The sequence below is a fragment of the Paraburkholderia sp. WS6 genome (assembly GCF_030464835.1).
Lineage (GTDB): Bacteria > Pseudomonadota > Gammaproteobacteria > Burkholderiales > Burkholderiaceae > Paraburkholderia > Paraburkholderia madseniana.
The window spans coordinates 425,670-442,683 of record NZ_JALQCK010000001.1 but is presented as its reverse complement, the minus strand read 5'-3'; the positions used below and the strand labels follow the sequence as shown (position 1 = coordinate 442,683).

The following is a 17,014-nucleotide window of genomic DNA, read 5'->3' as shown; positions in this document are numbered from 1 at the left end:
TCAGAAGAGCGCGTAACGCGCGACGATCCACAGCATGCGCAGTTTCGGCTTGCTGACCTTCGTACGCGGAATGTCGAAGCCGCGCTCGAGCGTGCGTTCGAGCAGCACGCGATAGACGCCCGACATGATGCGCGGTGCGCGCACGTGGCTGCGCGGCTCGCGGTCCATGATCGCGTCGGAGGCGGCGAAATGCTCCTTGGCGCGCTCGGCGAGCGTCGCGCAGACGCGCGGCAGCGACGGATCGTCGGCGATCTGGGTCGGGCTCGTCACCGCAATGCCTTCGCGCGCCAGCAATTCGTGCGGGAGGTAGCAGCGGTTGATGCCGGCGTCTTCGTCGATATCGCGCAGGATGTTGGTCAGTTGCAGCGCGCGGCCCAGATGGTGCGCCAGCAAACGGCCCGGCTCCTCCTGCATCCCGAATATCCTCACCGATAGACGGCCCGCCGCGCTCGCGACGCGGTCGCAGTACAAGTCGAGGGTGGCTTCGTCGGGCGCGCAGATGTCGGCTGCGGCGTCCATCGCCATGCCGTCGACCATCGCGTAAAAATCTTCGCGTTGCAGGTGAAACGTATGAATGTGCCGCGTCAGCGCGCGCAAGGAAGCGCGCGGTGCGCCGGCGTAGCACGCGTCGATGTCGGCGCGCCAGCGCTCGAGCGCGGCGGCGCGTTCGGCGCGCGGCATGTCACTGTCGGCGATATCGTCGACAGCGCGGCAGAAAGCGTAGACCTGATACATCGCGTCGCGCTGCGCGGCCGGCAGGATGCGCATCGCGAGATAGAACGAGCTGCCGGACGTGGCGGCAGCGGCGTCGATTTCTGTATCGTCCACGACAAGATTGGAAACAGCCAAGACGATCTCCGCTGGAGGCGCCCGCTGAAAGGCGTTCAAGAAGTTTTGTGTTTACTGCAAGGCAAGCGCCCCGCGCGCGCGGACACGCGCGAAACACCCGGCTGGGATGCCGGAAACGGCGAAAAGTATAACAACCTTTGTGAGATGCCGCAGTTTAGGGGTGAATAAGGGGCCGGAATGAGGGGCGTGGCGCTTCGCGAGAAACGCTCAGGTAAACGCCACCGAGCGATTGCGCCCTTGCCGCTTGGCGCTATACAGCGCCGCGTCGGCTTCATTGATGAGCACGTCGTACGCCGGCACGCCCAGACGCGCCGCCGCACCACCGACGCTGGCCGTCACCGGCACGCTCGTGCCCTGCACGTCGACCGGCGTGTCGGCGATCGTGCAGCGAATTTTCTCCGCGACCCGCATGGCGTCCTCGAGCGGCGTACACGGCAACAGCAACGCAAATTCCTCGCCGCCGAAACGCCCGAAGGTATCCTGCGCCCGCACCACCTCGGCGACGCGCTGCGCCATCACGCGCAACACCGTATCGCCGACGCCGTGACCGAACTGGTCGTTGATTTTCTTGAAGTGATCGAGATCGAACAGCAGCACGGACATCTCGCCGCCGTAGCGCTGCCAGCGCGTGAATTCGTCGCGCAGGCGCGCTTCGAAATAACGCCGGTTGGCGATGCCGGTCAGACCGTCGCGGTCCGCGTATTCCTGCAGCTTGGCGACCGCCTCTTCACGCTCGCGCTGCACGATGCTGACATGCGTGACGTCAGAGATGGTCACGCACACGGCCACCACTTCGCGATCGCGCATGAGCGGCATGAAGGTGCAGTCCTGCTGCATGAAGTCGACGCCGCCGGTAATCGGCCGGTCGTGATCGAACTTGAACAGGTACGGGCGCTGCTCCCACGAACTGAACGCGAAACTGCCGAGCTGAAACACGCTTTCGATCTTGCGCGACAGCCACACGCGCGGCAATTCCGGAAAGTGCGTGAAGAGCGATTTGCCGACCACCTGCTCCGGCGTCAAGCCGCTGTGATCCTGCATGAAGCGATTCCACATCAACACGGTCATGTTGCGATCGAGCACGAAGATGCCGAAACCGACACGTTCGACCACAAGATCGCTCAATGACTCCGCGGATACATTCATAAGCTGGACAACAGCTCGTCGAGCGCCTCGTTCATATGGCGGATCGACTCTTCGGCCATCAGCATCACTAGGTGCGCGCGGAAGCTCTGATCCTCGAGCGCGAAATTGACTTCCACCAGCAGCGCGACTTCCCACTGCAGCACGCCGGGCTGGAACACTTCGTCGAGCGTCATCGCTTCACCGAGCAGGCCCGGCGCGGAGAAGACCGGCGTGCGGCCGAGCTGGTCGAGAATGCACGAGACACACGCGCCCGTCAGCACGTTCGCGACGTCGAACACGAGTTCCTGCTGGCTCACCGCCTCATAGCTCGAGCGCGAATACGGGTCGCTCACGAGCGAACACAACTGGTCGATGCTGTCGCTGCGACAGATCACCAGCGCTTCGCCCTTGATGTCGGAGCGAAAGCCCTGGCGCACCGCGCTCACCGTGTCCTCGATCCCGGTCATCTCGCGCAGCGCCTGCGCCGCCTCGCTCACCGCCACCACCTTCACGCGCGGCACCGACAATTCGATGAACGCATCGAGCAGGCTCGCGAGACGCGTCGCGGCCTGGCCCATCGCCAGATTGGCGACCTCTTGCAGCGCGTCGCGCTGGTCTTCGGTGAGGACTGGCTCAGACATACAACCCGTACTCCTTGAGGATGGGTAGTACCGCCTCGGGCGTCACGGGCTTGGCGATGAATGCGGCGGCGCCGAGCGCGCGCACGCGCGACTGGGCCATCGGCTGGACATCGGCGGAGACGACAATGACGAAGGTGTTCAGATCCTCATGCTGCAATGCTTCCAGCACCTGATAGCCGGTCATGTCCGGCATTGTCAGGTCGAGGAACATCACCGACGCTTTGCCTTCGCGATACAGGCCGAGCGCTTCGCGCCCGTTCGTCGCGTAGGACACGTCGACATCCCAGTCCGGCGGCAATGCCTTGGTGAGCACCTTGCGGGCAAGCAATGAATCGTCGGCGATCACAATAGGCAAAGGCATGGGCGGGTCGGTAAGCGGAATTAGCTCTGGCGCGTTAACGGCGGGTAGAGGTGATTTCTTTAGCGCGCGGTCTGTCGACCGGCGCTCAAGCGGGCTGAAGCTTGCGAGAATGCAGCTTGCAAACGAGCGGGGAGCGCGCGCAGCGAGGCGTTTGTGACGGAAGCCGTGGGCGCGCATGGATGCGTGCGAGCACGGTGGACGACGGCTATGACCGGCATGTTCGAGCCTACCCCGTAGATGAATCCGCGCGGCTTCACGGATCGGGCTGGTCCCCTTGCCGCGCGCCTGTTTCCGCGAGCGCCTTCGGTCACGCGTTGTGCGCGTTGCCTGGCGGTCCTCGCGGCAGATGCATCCGAACATGGCGGACGCATTATTTGTGATGGCATCGATTTTCGAAGCAAATTGGCGGAAAGGCAACTCGCCAATTTCGCCTTGATTAAAGAGATTTTCCCAATAAGTACTATTTTTGAAAATATTTCGGTAGATTTGGAAGGCTTCCTTTTACATTTATACTTTTGTGTACGTTTGCGCTTCTCGATTTGTCACTGATTCAAACGGCCGACAAATCGGGGGCCGACCATTTGTCACAGTAACCAGTACGGCTGCTACATGTCTATGCTTTTTGTATGACACCGACTCGCGGCCTTTTCGTCCTGAACGACCTTAGCGTTACCGACCATGACACCAGAACGGTTCGACCCGCCTGAAGCGAGCCGCCCTCCCGCTAGCCGCCAGGACGAGGCGCGGTTTCCAGCCGTACCGGAACATAATTTCCACGTCCGGCGCATCACGCTGATCGCGCTGCTGATCGCAGCCATCGTGCTGCCATGCGTGTACGTGGCGGCGATGGCGTTCAGCGATCTGCGCACGCGCATGGCCGACGCGACCGACGTCACGCTGCGCACCGTGCGCGTGGCGGAAGAACACGCGCTGAAAGTGTTCGACATGAACGAGACGCTCGACTCGCGGATTGTCGATCTGACGCAAGGTCTGGACGACAACGGCATTCGCGCTCAAGAAGGCGAGATCCACGAGAAGCTGCGCACCATGGGCGGCGGCTATCCTCAGGTGGCGGCCGTCTCGATCTTCGGCCGCGAGGGTGATCTGCTCGCCACCAGCCGTTTCTATCCTGCGCCGGAGTTGTCGATCGCCGACCGCGACGATTTCACCGGCATTCGCGACGGCAAGGGGCTCGAGCATGTCTCAAAGGTCATGACGGGACATGTGGTGGGCGAACAGGTGTTCAACACGGGCGTGGAGCGGCTCGCAGCCGACGGCTCATTTGCGGGAGTGGTCTCGGTCGCCCTGCGGCCCAGCTATTTCGATGCGTTCTACCGGGAACTGCTCGGCGGTAGCGACAGCACGCCGATGATCATGAGCCTCGTGCGCACCGACGGCGCGATCCTCGCGCACTATCCGCGCCGCCCGCGCGAGCCGCTGGCAACGGCGCCGAATTCGCCACTGGCCGAAGCGCTGGCGCAAGGGCGGCGAGCCGGCGTCGTACGCATGCATTCCGACATCGACGACGACAACGTGATTCTGGCGTTCCGGCGCATCGGCGCCTATCCGGTCTACGCGTTGTGCGGCTATCGCACCTCGGCGATCTGGACCGCGTGGTACCGGCACCTCAGTGTGCTGATCCTGTCGATGTTCACGCCATCCATCGTGTTGTGGTGCGTGATCTGGCTGTCGCTGCGGCGCCTCGGCGCCGAGGAGGAGGCGTGGGAGCGCTGGCAGGCCGAAGCCTCGATGCGCCGCTCGATCGAATCCGCGTATCGCCAGTCGCGCAAGATGGAGGCGCTCGGCAACCTGGTCGGCAGTGTGGCGCACGATTTCAACAACCTGCTGATGATCGTCTCGGCCAACGTGCAGATCGCCCGGCGGCGCGGCACGCCGGGGCTCGACCGCGAATTGTCCGCGATGGAGCGGGCGCTCAAGGGCGGCCAGTCGCTCACCCGCCAATTGCTTGGCGTCGCGCGCAAGCAGCCGTTGCGCAACGAGACGCTGGCGCTCGAGCGCTGGCTGCCGGCGTGCCGCGAACTGCTGCGCGCATCGCTCGGCGCGAAGATTTCGCTGGTTATGGACATCGGCGTCGATATCTGGCCCATGCGTGTGGACGTCGCCGAGCTCGAACTGGCGCTGATCAACATCGCGGTGAACGCGCGCGACGCCATGCCCAACGGTGGCCGCTTCACGGTTCGAGCCGCCAATATCAACTTCCGCCACCAGGACGGCTTTCCCCTGACCGGCGATTTCGTGCAACTGTCGCTTGAAGATACCGGTGGCGGCATGCCGCCTGAAGTGCTCGCGCGCGCCTTCGAACCGCTTTTCACCACGAAGCCGAAAGGCATGGGCACCGGTCTCGGCCTGCCGCAGGTTTTCGCCTTCTGCGAGCGCTCCGGCGGCCTTGCCGCGATCGACAGCGCAATCGGCGCAGGCACCTCGGTGCGCCTCTATCTGCCGCGCGCCACAGCCGCCCCCGAGGCCGAACTGCCGGCTGAAACGGGCGCCGAGGAAAGCGGCACGCCGCACGGCTTGCGCATCCTGCTGGTCGAGGACAACGACGAAGTCGCCGCCGGCACCGAGGCCCTGTTGCAGATGATGGGCCACCAAGTCACCTGTGTATTCAACGCCGATACCGCGCTCTGCCTGTTCGACGACGCCCACGCGAGGCAGGCGCGCACCGGCGAGCCACTGCCGTTCGATCTGGTGCTGTCGGACATCCACATGCCCGGCACGATGAACGGCATCGACCTGGCCGAAGCCGTGCAGGCTTTCGACACCCGGCTGCCGGTCATTCTGGTCACCGGCTATGCGGAAGAACTCGACCGTGCGCGGCATGTCAACGTGCGGGTGCTGTCCAAACCCTTCGATATCGCGTTGCTGGAAGAACTCCTGCAAGCGATCCAGCGCGAGCTGGCGCAAACGGGCGCCGATCCGGCTGCGGCGGCACATCCGGCCGGCTAACGCCGGCCTTTTGAGCGCCGCCGCCAATTACCGGCGGTTGTAAAAGCGCGGCAGCGGAATGCCGCGCTTTCTACGTAACCAGATCGGCGCAAGCGGCCAGCAGCGGGCGTGCGGACACGTTGTGCCGCCCCGGCATGATCGTTGCGATGTTTTTAGGGAAGCAGGCCGACGCGTTCTTGCGCCGTTCGATCCACCTAAAACCGTCGGGAGACAGCCATGCGACATACCGTGATTGGTTTATTCGACACCTATTCTCAAGCCGAGGCCGCGCGCGACACGCTTGTGCAGACCGGTTTTGCACGCGACACGATCGAGTTGCAGGCGAATCCCGAACCCTCCGTCGGCTCCGCAACCGACGAGGTCGCCGGTTCCGGCGTGCTCGCCAATATCGAGCGTTTTCTCTCGAACCTGTTTGCGAGCGGCCCTCGCGCGTCGGAAACGGCTCGCTACACGGAAGCCGTGCGCCGCGGCGCCGTGCTGGTCTGCGTGAGCGCAGCCAGCGAATCGCATGCGGAACTCGCTCGCAATACCTTGAAGAGGCTGGGCGCGACCGACATCGGCGAGCGCTCGCCCGATTGGGACACGCCGACGGAATCGAGCCGCGATCATTCGATACTCGATGAACTCGGCATTGGCGCGGTGACGCCTGGCACGCCGCATACATCGAGCGTAACAACGCCCGGCGTGGCAACGCCGGCTTCAACCACGCGACCTGCAACCCCGGCCGATCCGCTCTATCCGCCGCCGCTCATGGGCACCGACGCCGAGCCGTTCGTCCCGCCGCCGCTGGCTGAGCGGCCGATGCGCGACGCGGTCGGCGATGCGGAACGTACCGCGATTGCGGCCGGTTCGATGCCGGGTTCGGGCGCGATCTTGCAGCCGTCGGATGTCGTCTCCGAAGCGGGGCAGCCGACCGCGGGTCTAGGCAGCCCGATGCCGAACGAGTATCTGGAATACGAAGAGGACTTCCGCACGCACTACGACGAGCAATACGCGGCTGAGAACGCGCGCTATGAAGATTACGTGCCGGCCTATCGCTACGGCGCGGAGATCGGTCAGGACGCGCGTTATCGCGATCGGCTGTGGGACGACGTCGAGCCGGAAGCCCGGCGCCATTGGGAAAACACCTCGCCCGACAGCACGTGGGAGCGCTTCAAGCTCGCCGTGCGTCATGGCTGGGAACGGGTGACGGGACATCATCACGTCTAAGCGGGGGAGGGGTAGCGCCGGCGTGCCGTGAAGTTGCGGCAACGTCGGCGTTTTTCGTCTGGATAGGCGCCGGCAAAGCCGCCTGATTTGGCCCGAATTGGTCGTCAGGCAGCGACCACTGCGATGTGATGGGCCATGGTTCGCTTCCTTGAGGTTAGGCGCTTGACGCGCAAAAGGGTACGAACTGCCCATCATAGGCAATGGCCGGGCGGTACGGTGACGGCGCGCACTAAAAGCGCCGACTTCTGGTTGCGCAGGTCCAGACCTCGAAAGTTGCGCCTGGTGGATAACCCGGTAGCAACTAAAGTTATCCACAGATTCACTGAATAACCTTGTGGATAACTGGTACTTTTGCCTTGTCAATCAAGCATGCTTTCGGCCTAGGACGATTTGAGGCAACTGGACGTTCTTCGCTGTCATTCCGGGACAGCGAGGTCGCCATCCACAAGCTGCCAGCCGTACGTCTCGGCAAACACCTGAGCCGCATCCGCATTTTCAAAAAACGGCATGTCCGCGTGGCCCTGAAAGGGATAGATCACGCGCTCGTCGCTCAACCGGGTCACTTTCAGCGTCGGCACCGTCCCGCTGGAGGTTCGACGCGACGACACCGCGACCTGATAGTTCGCGCGGCCGGTCAGCGGCGTGGAATTCGCGCCCTGCGAGCGCCTGGAAACGTGGCTTGCCATCGGTGCGCGCATCAGAGTCCGACGATCGACTCGCCGGCAACCATGCCGTCGATCACCCGCTCCGCGTAACTCGCTGATGCAATGCGTGCGTCGCCGGCCGCGCCAAACGGGGAGCGGCTCGGCACGCGAAATACACGGCTGCTGGTCAAGGTGTCGTCGGTGCCGCGCCGGCAGATTCGCACTGCGGCGTCGAAACCCGAATCGTAATGGCGGGCGCCATCGGCAGAACGCGGCTGATGCGGATAAACCAATGGATAAATCTCAAGGCCCCGATAGCTTCTGATCGTATTGTTCATGGTAGTCGTCTCCGGTTAAGGATCTCGCTTGAAACGTGTCGCTGTGTGTTGGGCGTGACGCCGGGCGAGTCGCGGCGTTTCAGCGAACAAGGTGTTGGTCGGCGACGATGCGCATCAGGAGCGGCGTCTGTGAGGCCACGCCGACGACACCGTCAAGCGAAGTAGAAGGAAAGGACCCCGTTCGATTCAGGGCGCTGTGATGAGAGGCTGATGCCTGAGGGACTGCGCAGGACGCACAGGAGAACTGCAAGCTGTTGGCTCACTGTAACACGTTAGAAGAGTGAGCATTAGGCGCATTTGCGCGCCGGGCGCGGGTGTTGCTTCGGAGTGCCGGGTATTGCGTACCGCTTTCTGTTTCTCGACGCTCGTAGCTGATAAAGTGGGCCCGCAGCCATGTTCTGCGGATGCTTCACACGCGCGTCAAAACGCTCGGGATTAAATGCAGAAAGGGCGCCTTTGTCGGCGCCCTTTCCTGATTTCGAGAACCCGCCTCGTCCGCAGACTTGTGCCGGACAGGTGTCCGACCGCATCCGTCAGACGATTAGTTGCCGAAGAACACGTTGCAGTACGATGCCGGGCCGCTGCATTGGGCCGGCGTAGCAGCTTGAGCTGCGCCCGAAGCAGCAGCAAACAGGGCGACGGAAGCGATCAGGGCGGTAAGAATGCGTTTCATGGTGCTACTCCTCTTCAGCGATTGGTTCGCGATCCGGGGTGATCGATGGAGTGGAGAATAGCGATTCAGCGTCCGCCTAAAAATACCGAAGACAAGAAGATGTTTTTTCAAATAATGAAATAATCCGGGCACGTGTTTGCGGCGGGCTTGAGACGTGTATCGCTGCACGTCTCGCCCATGCGCTTGAAGTTGCGGTGGGCCGCCGCAGTCTTGATTTCATTTTTCGCAATAATATTTTTTGCTGTCATAAAGTCCGTTGCGGCACGACTAAGGTCATCTGGTCTTCGCTTGCTGGCGGGCACATGTTCAATACCAATTCGCTTGCGCTGGAACGTGCGGGAGAATGGCGCACATGTCCGGGAACTGCGCGAGGAAACCCACCCGCCTATGAACCACAACGATTCGAAAGAAAACGCGCGGCAACCGCGAGCGCGGCGACGGAGCCTGCCATGGCGCAAGTAAGCGGGCCGGCGCTCGATGATCCCGTTTATCTGACGCAATTGCGGCGCGATCTGTTGCGCTTCGCCCGTTTACAACTACGCGATGCCGCTGCCGCCGAAGACGCCGTCCAGGAGGCCCTGGCCGCCGCCTGGACACAAGCCGACCGGTTTGCCGCGCAATCGGAGCACAAGACGTGGGTGTTCGGCATCCTGCGCCACAAGCTCGTCGACACCTTGCGCGCACGGCAGCGCACGGTGAATCTGTCGGCGCTCGAATCCGAAATCGACGGCGAAACGCTGCTCGATCGCGAGCTCTTCAAGGACAACGGCCACTGGTCACGCGAAAGCAAGCCGCAACCCTGGCCGACGCCGGAAACCGCGCTGCGCCAGCAGCAATTCTGGACCTTGTTCGAGATGTGTCTGGAACACCTGCCCGAGCACATCGGGCGCGTGTTCATGATGCGCGAATTCCTCGATCTCGAAACAGAAGCGATCTGCGCTGAACTGCAGATGACCGCCAATCACTGCAGCGTGCTGATTTACCGCGCGCGGCTGCGCTTGCGCACTTGCCTGAGCGAAAAGGGCCTATCCAGAGAGGATGCGAATGGGGAAGTGTAAGCACATCACGCGCCTGTTGTCGGACGCGCTCGACCGCCGTTTGACGACCGGCGAATGGGTTGCGATCCGGCTGCATCTGCCGACTTGCAGCGGCTGCCGCAATTACCGCAAACAGATCCGTCTGCTGCGCGTGGCGGCGCGCACGGTGAGCGGGGTGGCGACGCCGGGCGCGGGCGGTGGTGACGATTGAAGTGGCGCTTGGGTCGTCTGGCTGGCCTTAGGGCCGCTGTGCATCGAGCGGTGGCTTGGTGGTGCGCTGCAATGGACGGCAGCGCGCTTGAACGCCGCCTTGTGCCGGTGGCGCTTGTTAGCGCTCGCCAGGCGGCGTGTTCCGATAGCGCTCGAAGAAGCTTGCGTGCGCCGCTTCGTCGATGGAGACGGGATGCGCTTCGGTACGGGCCGGATGTTTGGCCAACTGTGCGCGCGTGCGGATCGGCCGATGCTGGAAATTGCCGCCGCAGTTCGGACACACGTTGCGCAGCGTGCTGAGCGCACACACTTCGCAGAAAGTGCATTCGTACGTGCAGATCATCGCGTCGGGCGCGTTCGGCGGCAGTGACTTGCCGCATCCTTCGCAGGACGGCCTCAGTTCAAGCATGGTGGCTCCGGGTCGGCAGGAAAGCGAGGCGCGGGACTGCGCCTCGTCTGTGTCGAAGCAGTGTAAGCGGAGCGGGCCATGCGGAATTGACAGCGAGGCGTCAATTCCTGCCTCCGTTTGCGATCCCCACGGCAGGCTCAGGTCAACACGGTCCACAACGCGAACGTCAATGCGAGGCCGACGACGGATACGATCGTCTGCAGCACCGACCGGACCATCACCGTCTGCTTCAATTGCAGCCCGAAATACTCGCGGATGACGGATTGTAGCGGGGCAAGGCGACTTGACGCAGTCAGACACGCAGAGCGGGACCTCTGGGATGTCCCGGCCTCTCCGGCGTGATTTGCTTATGCGAATTTATCGGTTCGTCCAGGCTTGCAGACGAATTATCGTCGAAGCTAATCGGTCCGTTTCGCGTCCGTTTTTTTAACGAGTACCTTTATGTCCCGTCATCCGTTGCTCACGCGCCGCGCGTTCATCGCAGGCGTGAGCGCCTCGCTGGCCGCCGCGGCCTTGCCCGTTGTCTCCACCTCAGTCTTCGCCGCGGATGCGCATGCGAAGGAATTTCGCATCGGTTATCAGAAAGCGGCCAATACGCTCGTGTTGCTGAAGGCGCACGGCACGCTCGAAAAGCTGCTCGCACCGCGTGGCATCACGGTCAAATGGACTGAGTTTCCCGCCGGCCCGCAGTTGCTCGAAGGATTGAATGTCGGCGCGATCGACTTCGGTTATGTCGGCGAGGCGCCGCCGGTGTTCGCGCAGGCGGCCGGCGCGAACTTCGTCTATACCGCGTATGAAATCCCGACGCCGCATGCCGAAGGCATCCTGGTCCATCAGGATGCGCCGATCAAAACGCTCGCCGATCTGAAGGGCAAAAAGATCGCGTTCAATAAAGGTTCGGACGTTCACTGGTTTCTGGTCGCCGCGTTGCAGAAGATCGGCGTGAAATACAGCGACATCCAGCCCGTTTTTCTGGCGCCCGCCGATGCGCGTGCGGCCTTCGAACGCGGAGCGATCGACGCATGGGCAATCTGGGACCCGTTCCTCGAGGCCGCAAAACGCCAGTCGAATGCCCGCTTGCTCGCCGACGCCGAAGGCATCGTCAGTCACCATCAGTTCTTCCTGAGCGCGCGGCCGTTTGCGGAGCAAAACGGTGACGTGCTCGCGATCGTAATGGACGAGGTAGGTAAAGAGGGGGCGTGGGTGCGCGGCCACTACAGCGAAGCCGCCGCTCAGCTCGCGCCGATTCAGGGCCTTGACGCAGGTGTGATCGAAGCGGGTTTGCGGCACTACGCGCATATCTACAAACCCATCGACGCGGACGTGCTTGCAGAACAACAACGTATTGCCGACACATTCAGCGAGCTGCGCATCATCCCGACAAAAATCGTGACGAAGGACGCTGCATTGCCTACCAAGGCCTAGGTCACTTGGGCTCAGGTCACGTAGACCGCGATGTTTCGACGCCTAAGCGAATAGCACTTCGACATTTTCCGGCGGGCGGCCAATCACGGCTCGCCCGTTTCGCACGACGATCGGTCGTTGCAGGAGAATTGGGTGCTTTGCCAATGCTTCGTATAACTGAGCGTCGCTAAGCGTGGTGTCGGAGAGGTCGAATGCTTTGTATTCGGCTTCGGTGTCGCGGATCATCTCGCGGACTGTGCAGCCTAGCTGCGTGTTGAGTTGCTGTAACTGCGCGACCGTGAGAGGTTGCTTCAGGTATTCGACAATTTCCGTTGGTTCATTGGCGCTGCTGTAGGTGGCGGCGATCAGGTCGCAAGTGGCTCGCGATTTTGAACAGCGAGGGTTGTGGTAGATGGTGATCATGGTTGGTTGGGTAAGCGTTGCTTGTGTTGGGGTGCAGGGTGCTTTTTCGTGGGGGATTTTAGCGGGTGCGGGGAGTCGGGTGGATGTCCGGCGCGGGCGGACGGGTTTCGTCGGGACGGAAAAGGGGCGCTGTCTGTTGGTGATTGTGTAGTTCGGTTTATGCGCATAAAGCGCCTGCGTGAAGTTGTCTTCACGCGCCTCCTTGGGGCGACCTCGTCGCTCCGCTGAACGCTTCGACTCATATCATGCGCCGGCGGCTGCATGCATGAACGTGGTGCTTCGTGCAGCCGCCAGTCCCAGTGCCGTGCCGTGCCGTGCCGTGCCGTGCCGTGCCGTGCCGTGCCGTGCCGTGCCGCAGGATCATGCATCGATCCGCACGGTCAGATCCCAACGGCAGCGGCCGCTCCATGCGTGAGTAATGCCCGAGGAGTTTATGCGCATAAAGAGGTGTCTACAGGTGACAGCTCGCGGGGCAAGACGTGGCCCAGGTATGCCTCGATGCCACCAACAGTTGGACCATGCAAAAGCGATGCGACCCGGCAACGCCAAACCTGGACAAACGGGACAGCGTCGAATCCGAGACAACTGATGCACCACGATCCATACCCGAGGGCGTAGCTTCACATCGCATTGGATCCTGTGGCCGCTTCCCCTATTCGATACCCCACAGCGTCTGATATCTCCCGACGTCGCAAACCTATTGCCGTTGATACGCGCGTGACAGCCGCAGCGCTTTCACGCAGTCACGCCACACCCTTTATGCGCATAAACCTATCCCAAACGGCTAATTCTTCTCGCGTTTACACAAAAACGATTGAAATGCGAATTCATCCAGGTAAAATCCTTTTGCGTCTAAAAAGAGGAGGTGAAGATTGGCAGCAGAAATCATCGCGGTAACTCAGCAGAAGGGTGGGGTCGGGAAGAGCACAATCGCGATGCACCTCGGGGCTGCGTTCCATGAAAAAGGCAAACGCGTCCTCGTCGTAGACGCAGACGGTCAAAACACACTGGTCCATTGGGCCAGTGCATCATCAGACGGCGAAACCGGCATTCCCTTCCCGGTCGTCAACCTCTCCGAAGCCGGCAGCCAGATCCACCGCGAGATCAAGAAATTCGTGGCTGACTACGACATCATCGTGGTCGACTGCCCGCCCTCCATCACCGAGAAAGTGTCCGGTGTCGTGTTGCTCGCGGCGAGCGTCGCGATCATGCCAACGTCGTCGTCGCCCGCGGACTATTGGTCAAGCGTCGGACTGGTGAAACTCGTGCAGCAGGCCCAGGTCATGAACGAGGATCTGCGCGCCGTCTTTCTGCTGAATAAGACCGAAGAGAAACGGATGCTGACGCGCGAACTGAAGCGTGCGTTGGAAGAGCTCGGTTTCCCACTGCTCAAGACCCAGATCCCGACGCGCGAAGCCTACAAGCAGGCAATGGCGTTAGGGCAGACAGTGCTTCAGATGAACGATCGCGGCGCCAAGCTCGCCGCCATCGAAGTACGGGCGTGCGCCAACGAGATCGCAGCCCTGCTCCCCTGAATTTATGCGCATAAAGGACCCTGAATGAAACCCTCCCAATTCGCCAAAGGCTTTCAAGCACGTCCTGATACGACTAGCAGCGAAAAGCGAACCGCTCTCGACCGCCTGAACGCGATCGACGGTTTGGTCAAGAACGGCGCCCCGACTGGCGACGTACCGAACCGCGTCATCCAGCCGATCCTGTCTCAGGACGTCGCGGAAGCCGAATCGGCGGATATCGCCAATGAGTCGGCGGCCTACCGTGCCTGGCGAATCGAACACGCTTACCGGCCGGGTCAGGTCATCGAGCTCGCGCTCAAGACGATCAAACCGAGCCCGTTCAATCCGCGCCATTTCTATCTGAAGGCGTCGATTGCCGAGCTTGCTGTCAATCTGGCGAAGCAGGGCCAGCAGCAGGCGATTCACGTCATTCCCGATTACGACAACCCCGGCACCTACTTCGTCAGCGACGGCGGCCGACGTGTGCGGGCGCTTAAAGAAGCGAACAAGGAATCGGTGAAGGCGATCGTCATCGATCTGCCGATCGGCATCCAAAGCTATAAGCTCGGCTACGACCTCAACGTCCAGCGCGATTCGCAGACCGTGTTCGACAACGCCGTCGTCTGGAAACGCTTTCTCGACGATCGGCATTTCCAGAGCCAGAAGGAACTCGCCGAACATCTCGGACTAGACGAGTCGACCGTCGCGGTCGCCCTGTCGATTGCGAAGCTACCCGAGGTGGTGATGCATGAGATGGTCGCAAGGCCTGACCGCTTTGGTTCGAACATGGCGTATCAGGTGGGCCGCTATCACACTGCCCGCGGCGCCGACGCTACGCTGCGCCTGATCAACAAAATCCTCTCGGACGACCTGAGCACGCGACAAGTGGCGGACATCGTCAAGGGCAGGGCAAGCGCGCAGGAAAGCACCAAGCCGGCCGGTCGGCAGCGCTATGCGCAGCGTCTGGAAATCAAGCTCGGCGGCGTCTCGGTCGGCGATCTGAAATCGTATGGAGACGATCGAATCGAACTGCGCCTGAAGGGTCTCACACGTGAAAAGCGTGACGACATTCTTCGTCAAATTGAAAAGATGCTGAAGTAACAGAGGGGAAAGTATCAGCAGGAAAAGAAACGGCGGCACACGAAAGTGGCCGCCGTTTTTCTTGATGTGATCTTGATGATTACGCCGCGCGCGATTGGCTCAGTGTGAAGGCGAGCAGGTCGCCATCGGTGGGTTCACCCCAGGTTTTGCGAGCCAGCCAATCGAAGAATGCCGTTTCGACGATCTTCGAGTCCAGCCCACGACGACGCCAGTCGTCACGCATGTGCGTGCCGAGATCCGGTAACACGTCGTCCTCAAACGACTTCCGCGCGATCTCCCGTTCGGACTCACCTTGCTCGTCGTAAAGCTCGCGCGCTTCTTTGCGCCGAACCGCCGAGTACTCGCCAAGCAGCCGCGCTTTCAGGTCGTCCGCCGGCGCGGCCACCGCAGCCTTGCCTCCGCTACCGGACGGCAGCGCTTCGACCGGCGGCGCATAGCCCTTCTTCAATGCATCCTTGAACAGAGCCGGCGCGCTACGCACAGCGGGCAAGGACGTGCTGCGCATGCGTTGCTCGGTCATCTGCAGCGCCGCGCGAATTCGATTTTCTTCGCTATCGGCGTACAGTGTTTGCGCTTCTTTCAGCGGAATGCCGATCTTCACCATCCGGTCGACCAGCGTGCTGTCGAACACATTCGGGTGTTCGTCGAGTGCAAGCATGGGCTGCTTGCGCTCGGTCACGCGGAACTGGATCTCGGCGACCCGCCGCCCTTCGCGGTGTTCGATCAATTCGACAAAGATGTTGGTGACCGCATTCACCTCGGCGATGGCCGGGCGCAGATAATCGCGCTTGAAGTACTTGTACTCGCGCTTCGCCTCGTCACCCGCTTCGGTGTCTGGCGTGCCGGACAGAATAGGGCGCCACCATTCCCATGTTTCGCGCATCGTCAGATGGCTCGGGTTAGTCAGGTAGCGAACGCAAATCTCGTAAAGTGCGAGCCCCGCGCTACTGCGCAACTGGCTCTGGAACTGCAGACTCAAGCGCGCATACTGAACCGGATCGAGCAGCTTCTTTTTGATCTTCGGCGCAAACGAGAACTCCACCCACACGCGGCGGGTGGTGGGATCTTCGAGAATTTCCGCGTCGGCAATCAGCGTGGAAATACCCCATTTCCGGCCCGGCTTCTGGCTGGACGTGCCGGTACTCCATTCGACCTGCACCGACACCATGCGCCGCAGGTGCTCTTTCACGAGCGCCGTGTCGTTCGAATCGAATGCGGAATTGGCGACGATGTCGGACAGCAAGGCCCGATAGGTATCACCGGACTCGTCAGCTTGCTGAGCGACGGCAAGGAGAACGTTGAACAACTTGCGGGTGAGCAGCGTGATCTTGCCGCTCTTGGGCTGGATGGCGATCGCCTCGACGGCCTTGCGTAATTCGGCCGAGCTCGGGCTGACTACATCTGTCTTCTTCGCGCGCTTCGTGGCCATGCGTCTGGTCGAGGAGGGATTTGGCGAGAGCATACCGGCTGTGGTGATACGCGTCTATAGCACGGGTCTCACCGTTCCCGGTGAAGTGAGTTTACGAGGCGCAACTCACCTCGAGCCACTCCCGAAAACCCTCACCTCACCCGTTTCGCGCCAGGTTCAGGGCATCCTTACAGGTCGCGGCCTCCCGAAAACTGACCTATTTCTGACCTGCCGCGAACGAGAGTCATTCGATCCCGAATCTTCTCACCTCAAAAAAATTTCGTGAATTTTGGCTGCACGCACGTTGCGAGCGGAGCGCACTCGCACTCAATCGTCGGCACGGACGCGCTTCTGTCGATTTCAGCGGATAGGGGAGGGGAGAAACCCGGCAAACGCGCCGAGCCTCCTCACTAAGCAGACGCCACGCCGAAGTTCGCCGGCACGCACACGCGTCGATTGAGGCCATGTAGCCTTCGTCGCGCAGATGTACACGGCAATCGCCGCGTGTCCAATTGAGTAAATGGCCGCCGAGCCTGGCAGCACCACACCTCATTTATGCGAGAGTGAGATCCGAGTCGCGACAACCTCCCCCGAAAAAGCTCACCTTAACGCTAGCTGAGCGCTTGGAACGACGCGGCCTCCAGACCTGGGGCACTGAAAAAACACCGATAAATAGTCCCGAAAAGCCTCACCTAAGAGCC

Annotated in this window: 18 protein-coding genes and 1 pseudogene; 8 read left to right on the top strand and 11 right to left on the bottom strand. The window is 61.6% G+C overall.

Features of this window, described 5'->3' with window-relative positions:
* The 4 genes from hpnD to M0D64_RS01865 form a co-directional block, all read right to left on the bottom strand.
* The gene (gene hpnD, locus M0D64_RS01880; protein WP_266256393.1) at positions 1 to 849 is read right to left on the bottom strand and encodes a presqualene diphosphate synthase HpnD; all 849 of its coding nucleotides are present in this window, start codon (positions 847 to 849) and stop codon (positions 1 to 3) included.
* A gap of 207 nt (positions 850 to 1,056) precedes the next feature.
* Positions 1,057 to 1,995: a diguanylate cyclase gene (locus M0D64_RS01875; RefSeq protein ID WP_154566451.1), complete on the bottom strand. Its 939-nt coding sequence runs from the start codon at positions 1,993 to 1,995 to the stop codon at positions 1,057 to 1,059.
* On the bottom strand, positions 1,992 to 2,615 hold the full coding sequence (locus tag M0D64_RS01870) for a chemotaxis protein CheC (RefSeq protein ID WP_093634325.1): 624 nt from the start codon (positions 2,613 to 2,615) through the stop codon (positions 1,992 to 1,994). Before M0D64_RS01870 ends, M0D64_RS01875 begins: the two co-directional genes overlap by 4 nt.
* Entirely contained in the window at positions 2,608 to 2,976 is a 369-nt protein-coding gene (locus M0D64_RS01865; protein WP_028195969.1) for a response regulator, read from the bottom strand. The genes M0D64_RS01870 and M0D64_RS01865 overlap by 8 nt, the downstream gene beginning before the upstream one ends.
* Before the next feature lie 237 nt (positions 2,977 to 3,213).
* On the opposite strand from M0D64_RS01865, the gene M0D64_RS01860 reads away from it, so the two are divergent.
* The 3 genes from M0D64_RS01860 to M0D64_RS01850 all read left to right on the top strand — a co-directional run bounded on the left by M0D64_RS01860 (position 3,214) and on the right by M0D64_RS01850 (position 7,152).
* Positions 3,214 to 3,525 (top strand): hypothetical protein, encoded by a 312-nt coding sequence (locus M0D64_RS01860; protein WP_154566449.1) that lies wholly within the window; start codon positions 3,214 to 3,216, stop codon positions 3,523 to 3,525.
* Positions 3,526 to 3,654: 129 nt separating this feature from the next.
* Entirely contained in the window at positions 3,655 to 5,943 is a 2,289-nt protein-coding gene (locus M0D64_RS01855; RefSeq protein ID WP_266256392.1) for a hybrid sensor histidine kinase/response regulator, read from the top strand.
* A gap of 216 nt (positions 5,944 to 6,159) precedes the next feature.
* Complete coding sequence (locus M0D64_RS01850; RefSeq protein ID WP_266256391.1) at positions 6,160 to 7,152, top strand: hypothetical protein; 993 nt, start codon at positions 6,160 to 6,162, stop codon at positions 7,150 to 7,152.
* Positions 7,153 to 7,568: 416 nt separating this feature from the next.
* Here M0D64_RS01850 and M0D64_RS01845 read toward each other — a convergent pair whose 3' ends face one another.
* From M0D64_RS01845 to M0D64_RS01835, 3 genes are all read right to left on the bottom strand, one after another.
* Positions 7,569 to 7,838, bottom strand: a complete 270-nt coding sequence (locus tag M0D64_RS01845) for a DUF6723 family protein (RefSeq protein ID WP_266256390.1) — start codon at positions 7,836 to 7,838, stop codon at positions 7,569 to 7,571.
* A gap of 11 nt (positions 7,839 to 7,849) precedes the next feature.
* Entirely contained in the window at positions 7,850 to 8,134 is a 285-nt protein-coding gene (locus M0D64_RS01840) for a hypothetical protein (protein ID WP_054034198.1), read from the bottom strand.
* Positions 8,135 to 8,675: 541 nt separating this feature from the next.
* Positions 8,676 to 8,807, bottom strand: coding sequence for a hypothetical protein (locus M0D64_RS01835; protein WP_266256389.1), 132 nt, complete (start codon positions 8,805 to 8,807; stop codon positions 8,676 to 8,678).
* Between the two features lie 449 nt (positions 8,808 to 9,256).
* Between M0D64_RS01835 and M0D64_RS01830 the strand changes: the two genes are divergently transcribed.
* Both M0D64_RS01830 and M0D64_RS01825 read left to right on the top strand, forming a co-directional pair.
* Positions 9,257 to 9,865 (top strand): RNA polymerase factor sigma-70, encoded by a 609-nt coding sequence (locus tag M0D64_RS01830; RefSeq protein WP_097397126.1) that lies wholly within the window; start codon positions 9,257 to 9,259, stop codon positions 9,863 to 9,865.
* On the top strand, positions 9,852 to 10,055 hold the full coding sequence (locus M0D64_RS01825; protein ID WP_154566445.1) for a zf-HC2 domain-containing protein: 204 nt from the start codon (positions 9,852 to 9,854) through the stop codon (positions 10,053 to 10,055). Before M0D64_RS01830 ends, M0D64_RS01825 begins: the two co-directional genes overlap by 14 nt.
* Before the next feature lie 117 nt (positions 10,056 to 10,172).
* Here M0D64_RS01825 and M0D64_RS01820 read toward each other — a convergent pair whose 3' ends face one another.
* Positions 10,173 to 10,463 (bottom strand): DUF1272 domain-containing protein, encoded by a 291-nt coding sequence (locus tag M0D64_RS01820; protein WP_154566444.1) that lies wholly within the window; start codon positions 10,461 to 10,463, stop codon positions 10,173 to 10,175.
* Positions 10,464 to 10,600: 137 nt separating this feature from the next.
* A pseudogene (locus tag M0D64_RS01815) lies at positions 10,601 to 10,723 on the bottom strand (gluconate transporter); the annotation flags it as partial.
* Positions 10,724 to 10,904: 181 nt separating this feature from the next.
* On the opposite strand from M0D64_RS01815, the gene M0D64_RS01810 reads away from it, so the two are divergent.
* On the top strand, positions 10,905 to 11,888 hold the full coding sequence (locus M0D64_RS01810) for a sulfonate ABC transporter substrate-binding protein (protein ID WP_266256388.1): 984 nt from the start codon (positions 10,905 to 10,907) through the stop codon (positions 11,886 to 11,888).
* Between the two features lie 42 nt (positions 11,889 to 11,930).
* On the opposite strand, the gene arsC is transcribed toward M0D64_RS01810, so the two are convergent.
* Complete coding sequence (arsC, locus tag M0D64_RS01805; RefSeq protein WP_266256387.1) at positions 11,931 to 12,290, bottom strand: arsenate reductase (glutaredoxin); 360 nt, start codon at positions 12,288 to 12,290, stop codon at positions 11,931 to 11,933.
* 872 nt (positions 12,291 to 13,162) lie between these two features.
* On the opposite strand from arsC, the gene parA reads away from it, so the two are divergent.
* Positions 13,163 to 13,825 carry a ParA family partition ATPase gene (gene parA / locus M0D64_RS01800; protein ID WP_054034704.1) on the top strand — a complete coding sequence of 221 codons (663 nt, stop codon included), beginning with the start codon at positions 13,163 to 13,165 and terminating at the stop codon, positions 13,823 to 13,825.
* Positions 13,826 to 13,849: 24 nt separating this feature from the next.
* Positions 13,850 to 14,905, top strand: coding sequence for a ParB/RepB/Spo0J family partition protein (locus M0D64_RS01795; protein ID WP_266256386.1), 1,056 nt, complete (start codon positions 13,850 to 13,852; stop codon positions 14,903 to 14,905).
* A gap of 79 nt (positions 14,906 to 14,984) precedes the next feature.
* Here the strand turns inward: M0D64_RS01795 and M0D64_RS01790 are convergent, their stop codons facing one another.
* Positions 14,985 to 16,334: a replication initiation protein gene (locus tag M0D64_RS01790; protein WP_074289157.1), complete on the bottom strand. Its 1,350-nt coding sequence runs from the start codon at positions 16,332 to 16,334 to the stop codon at positions 14,985 to 14,987.
* Between the last annotated feature and the right edge of the window lie 680 nt (positions 16,335 to 17,014).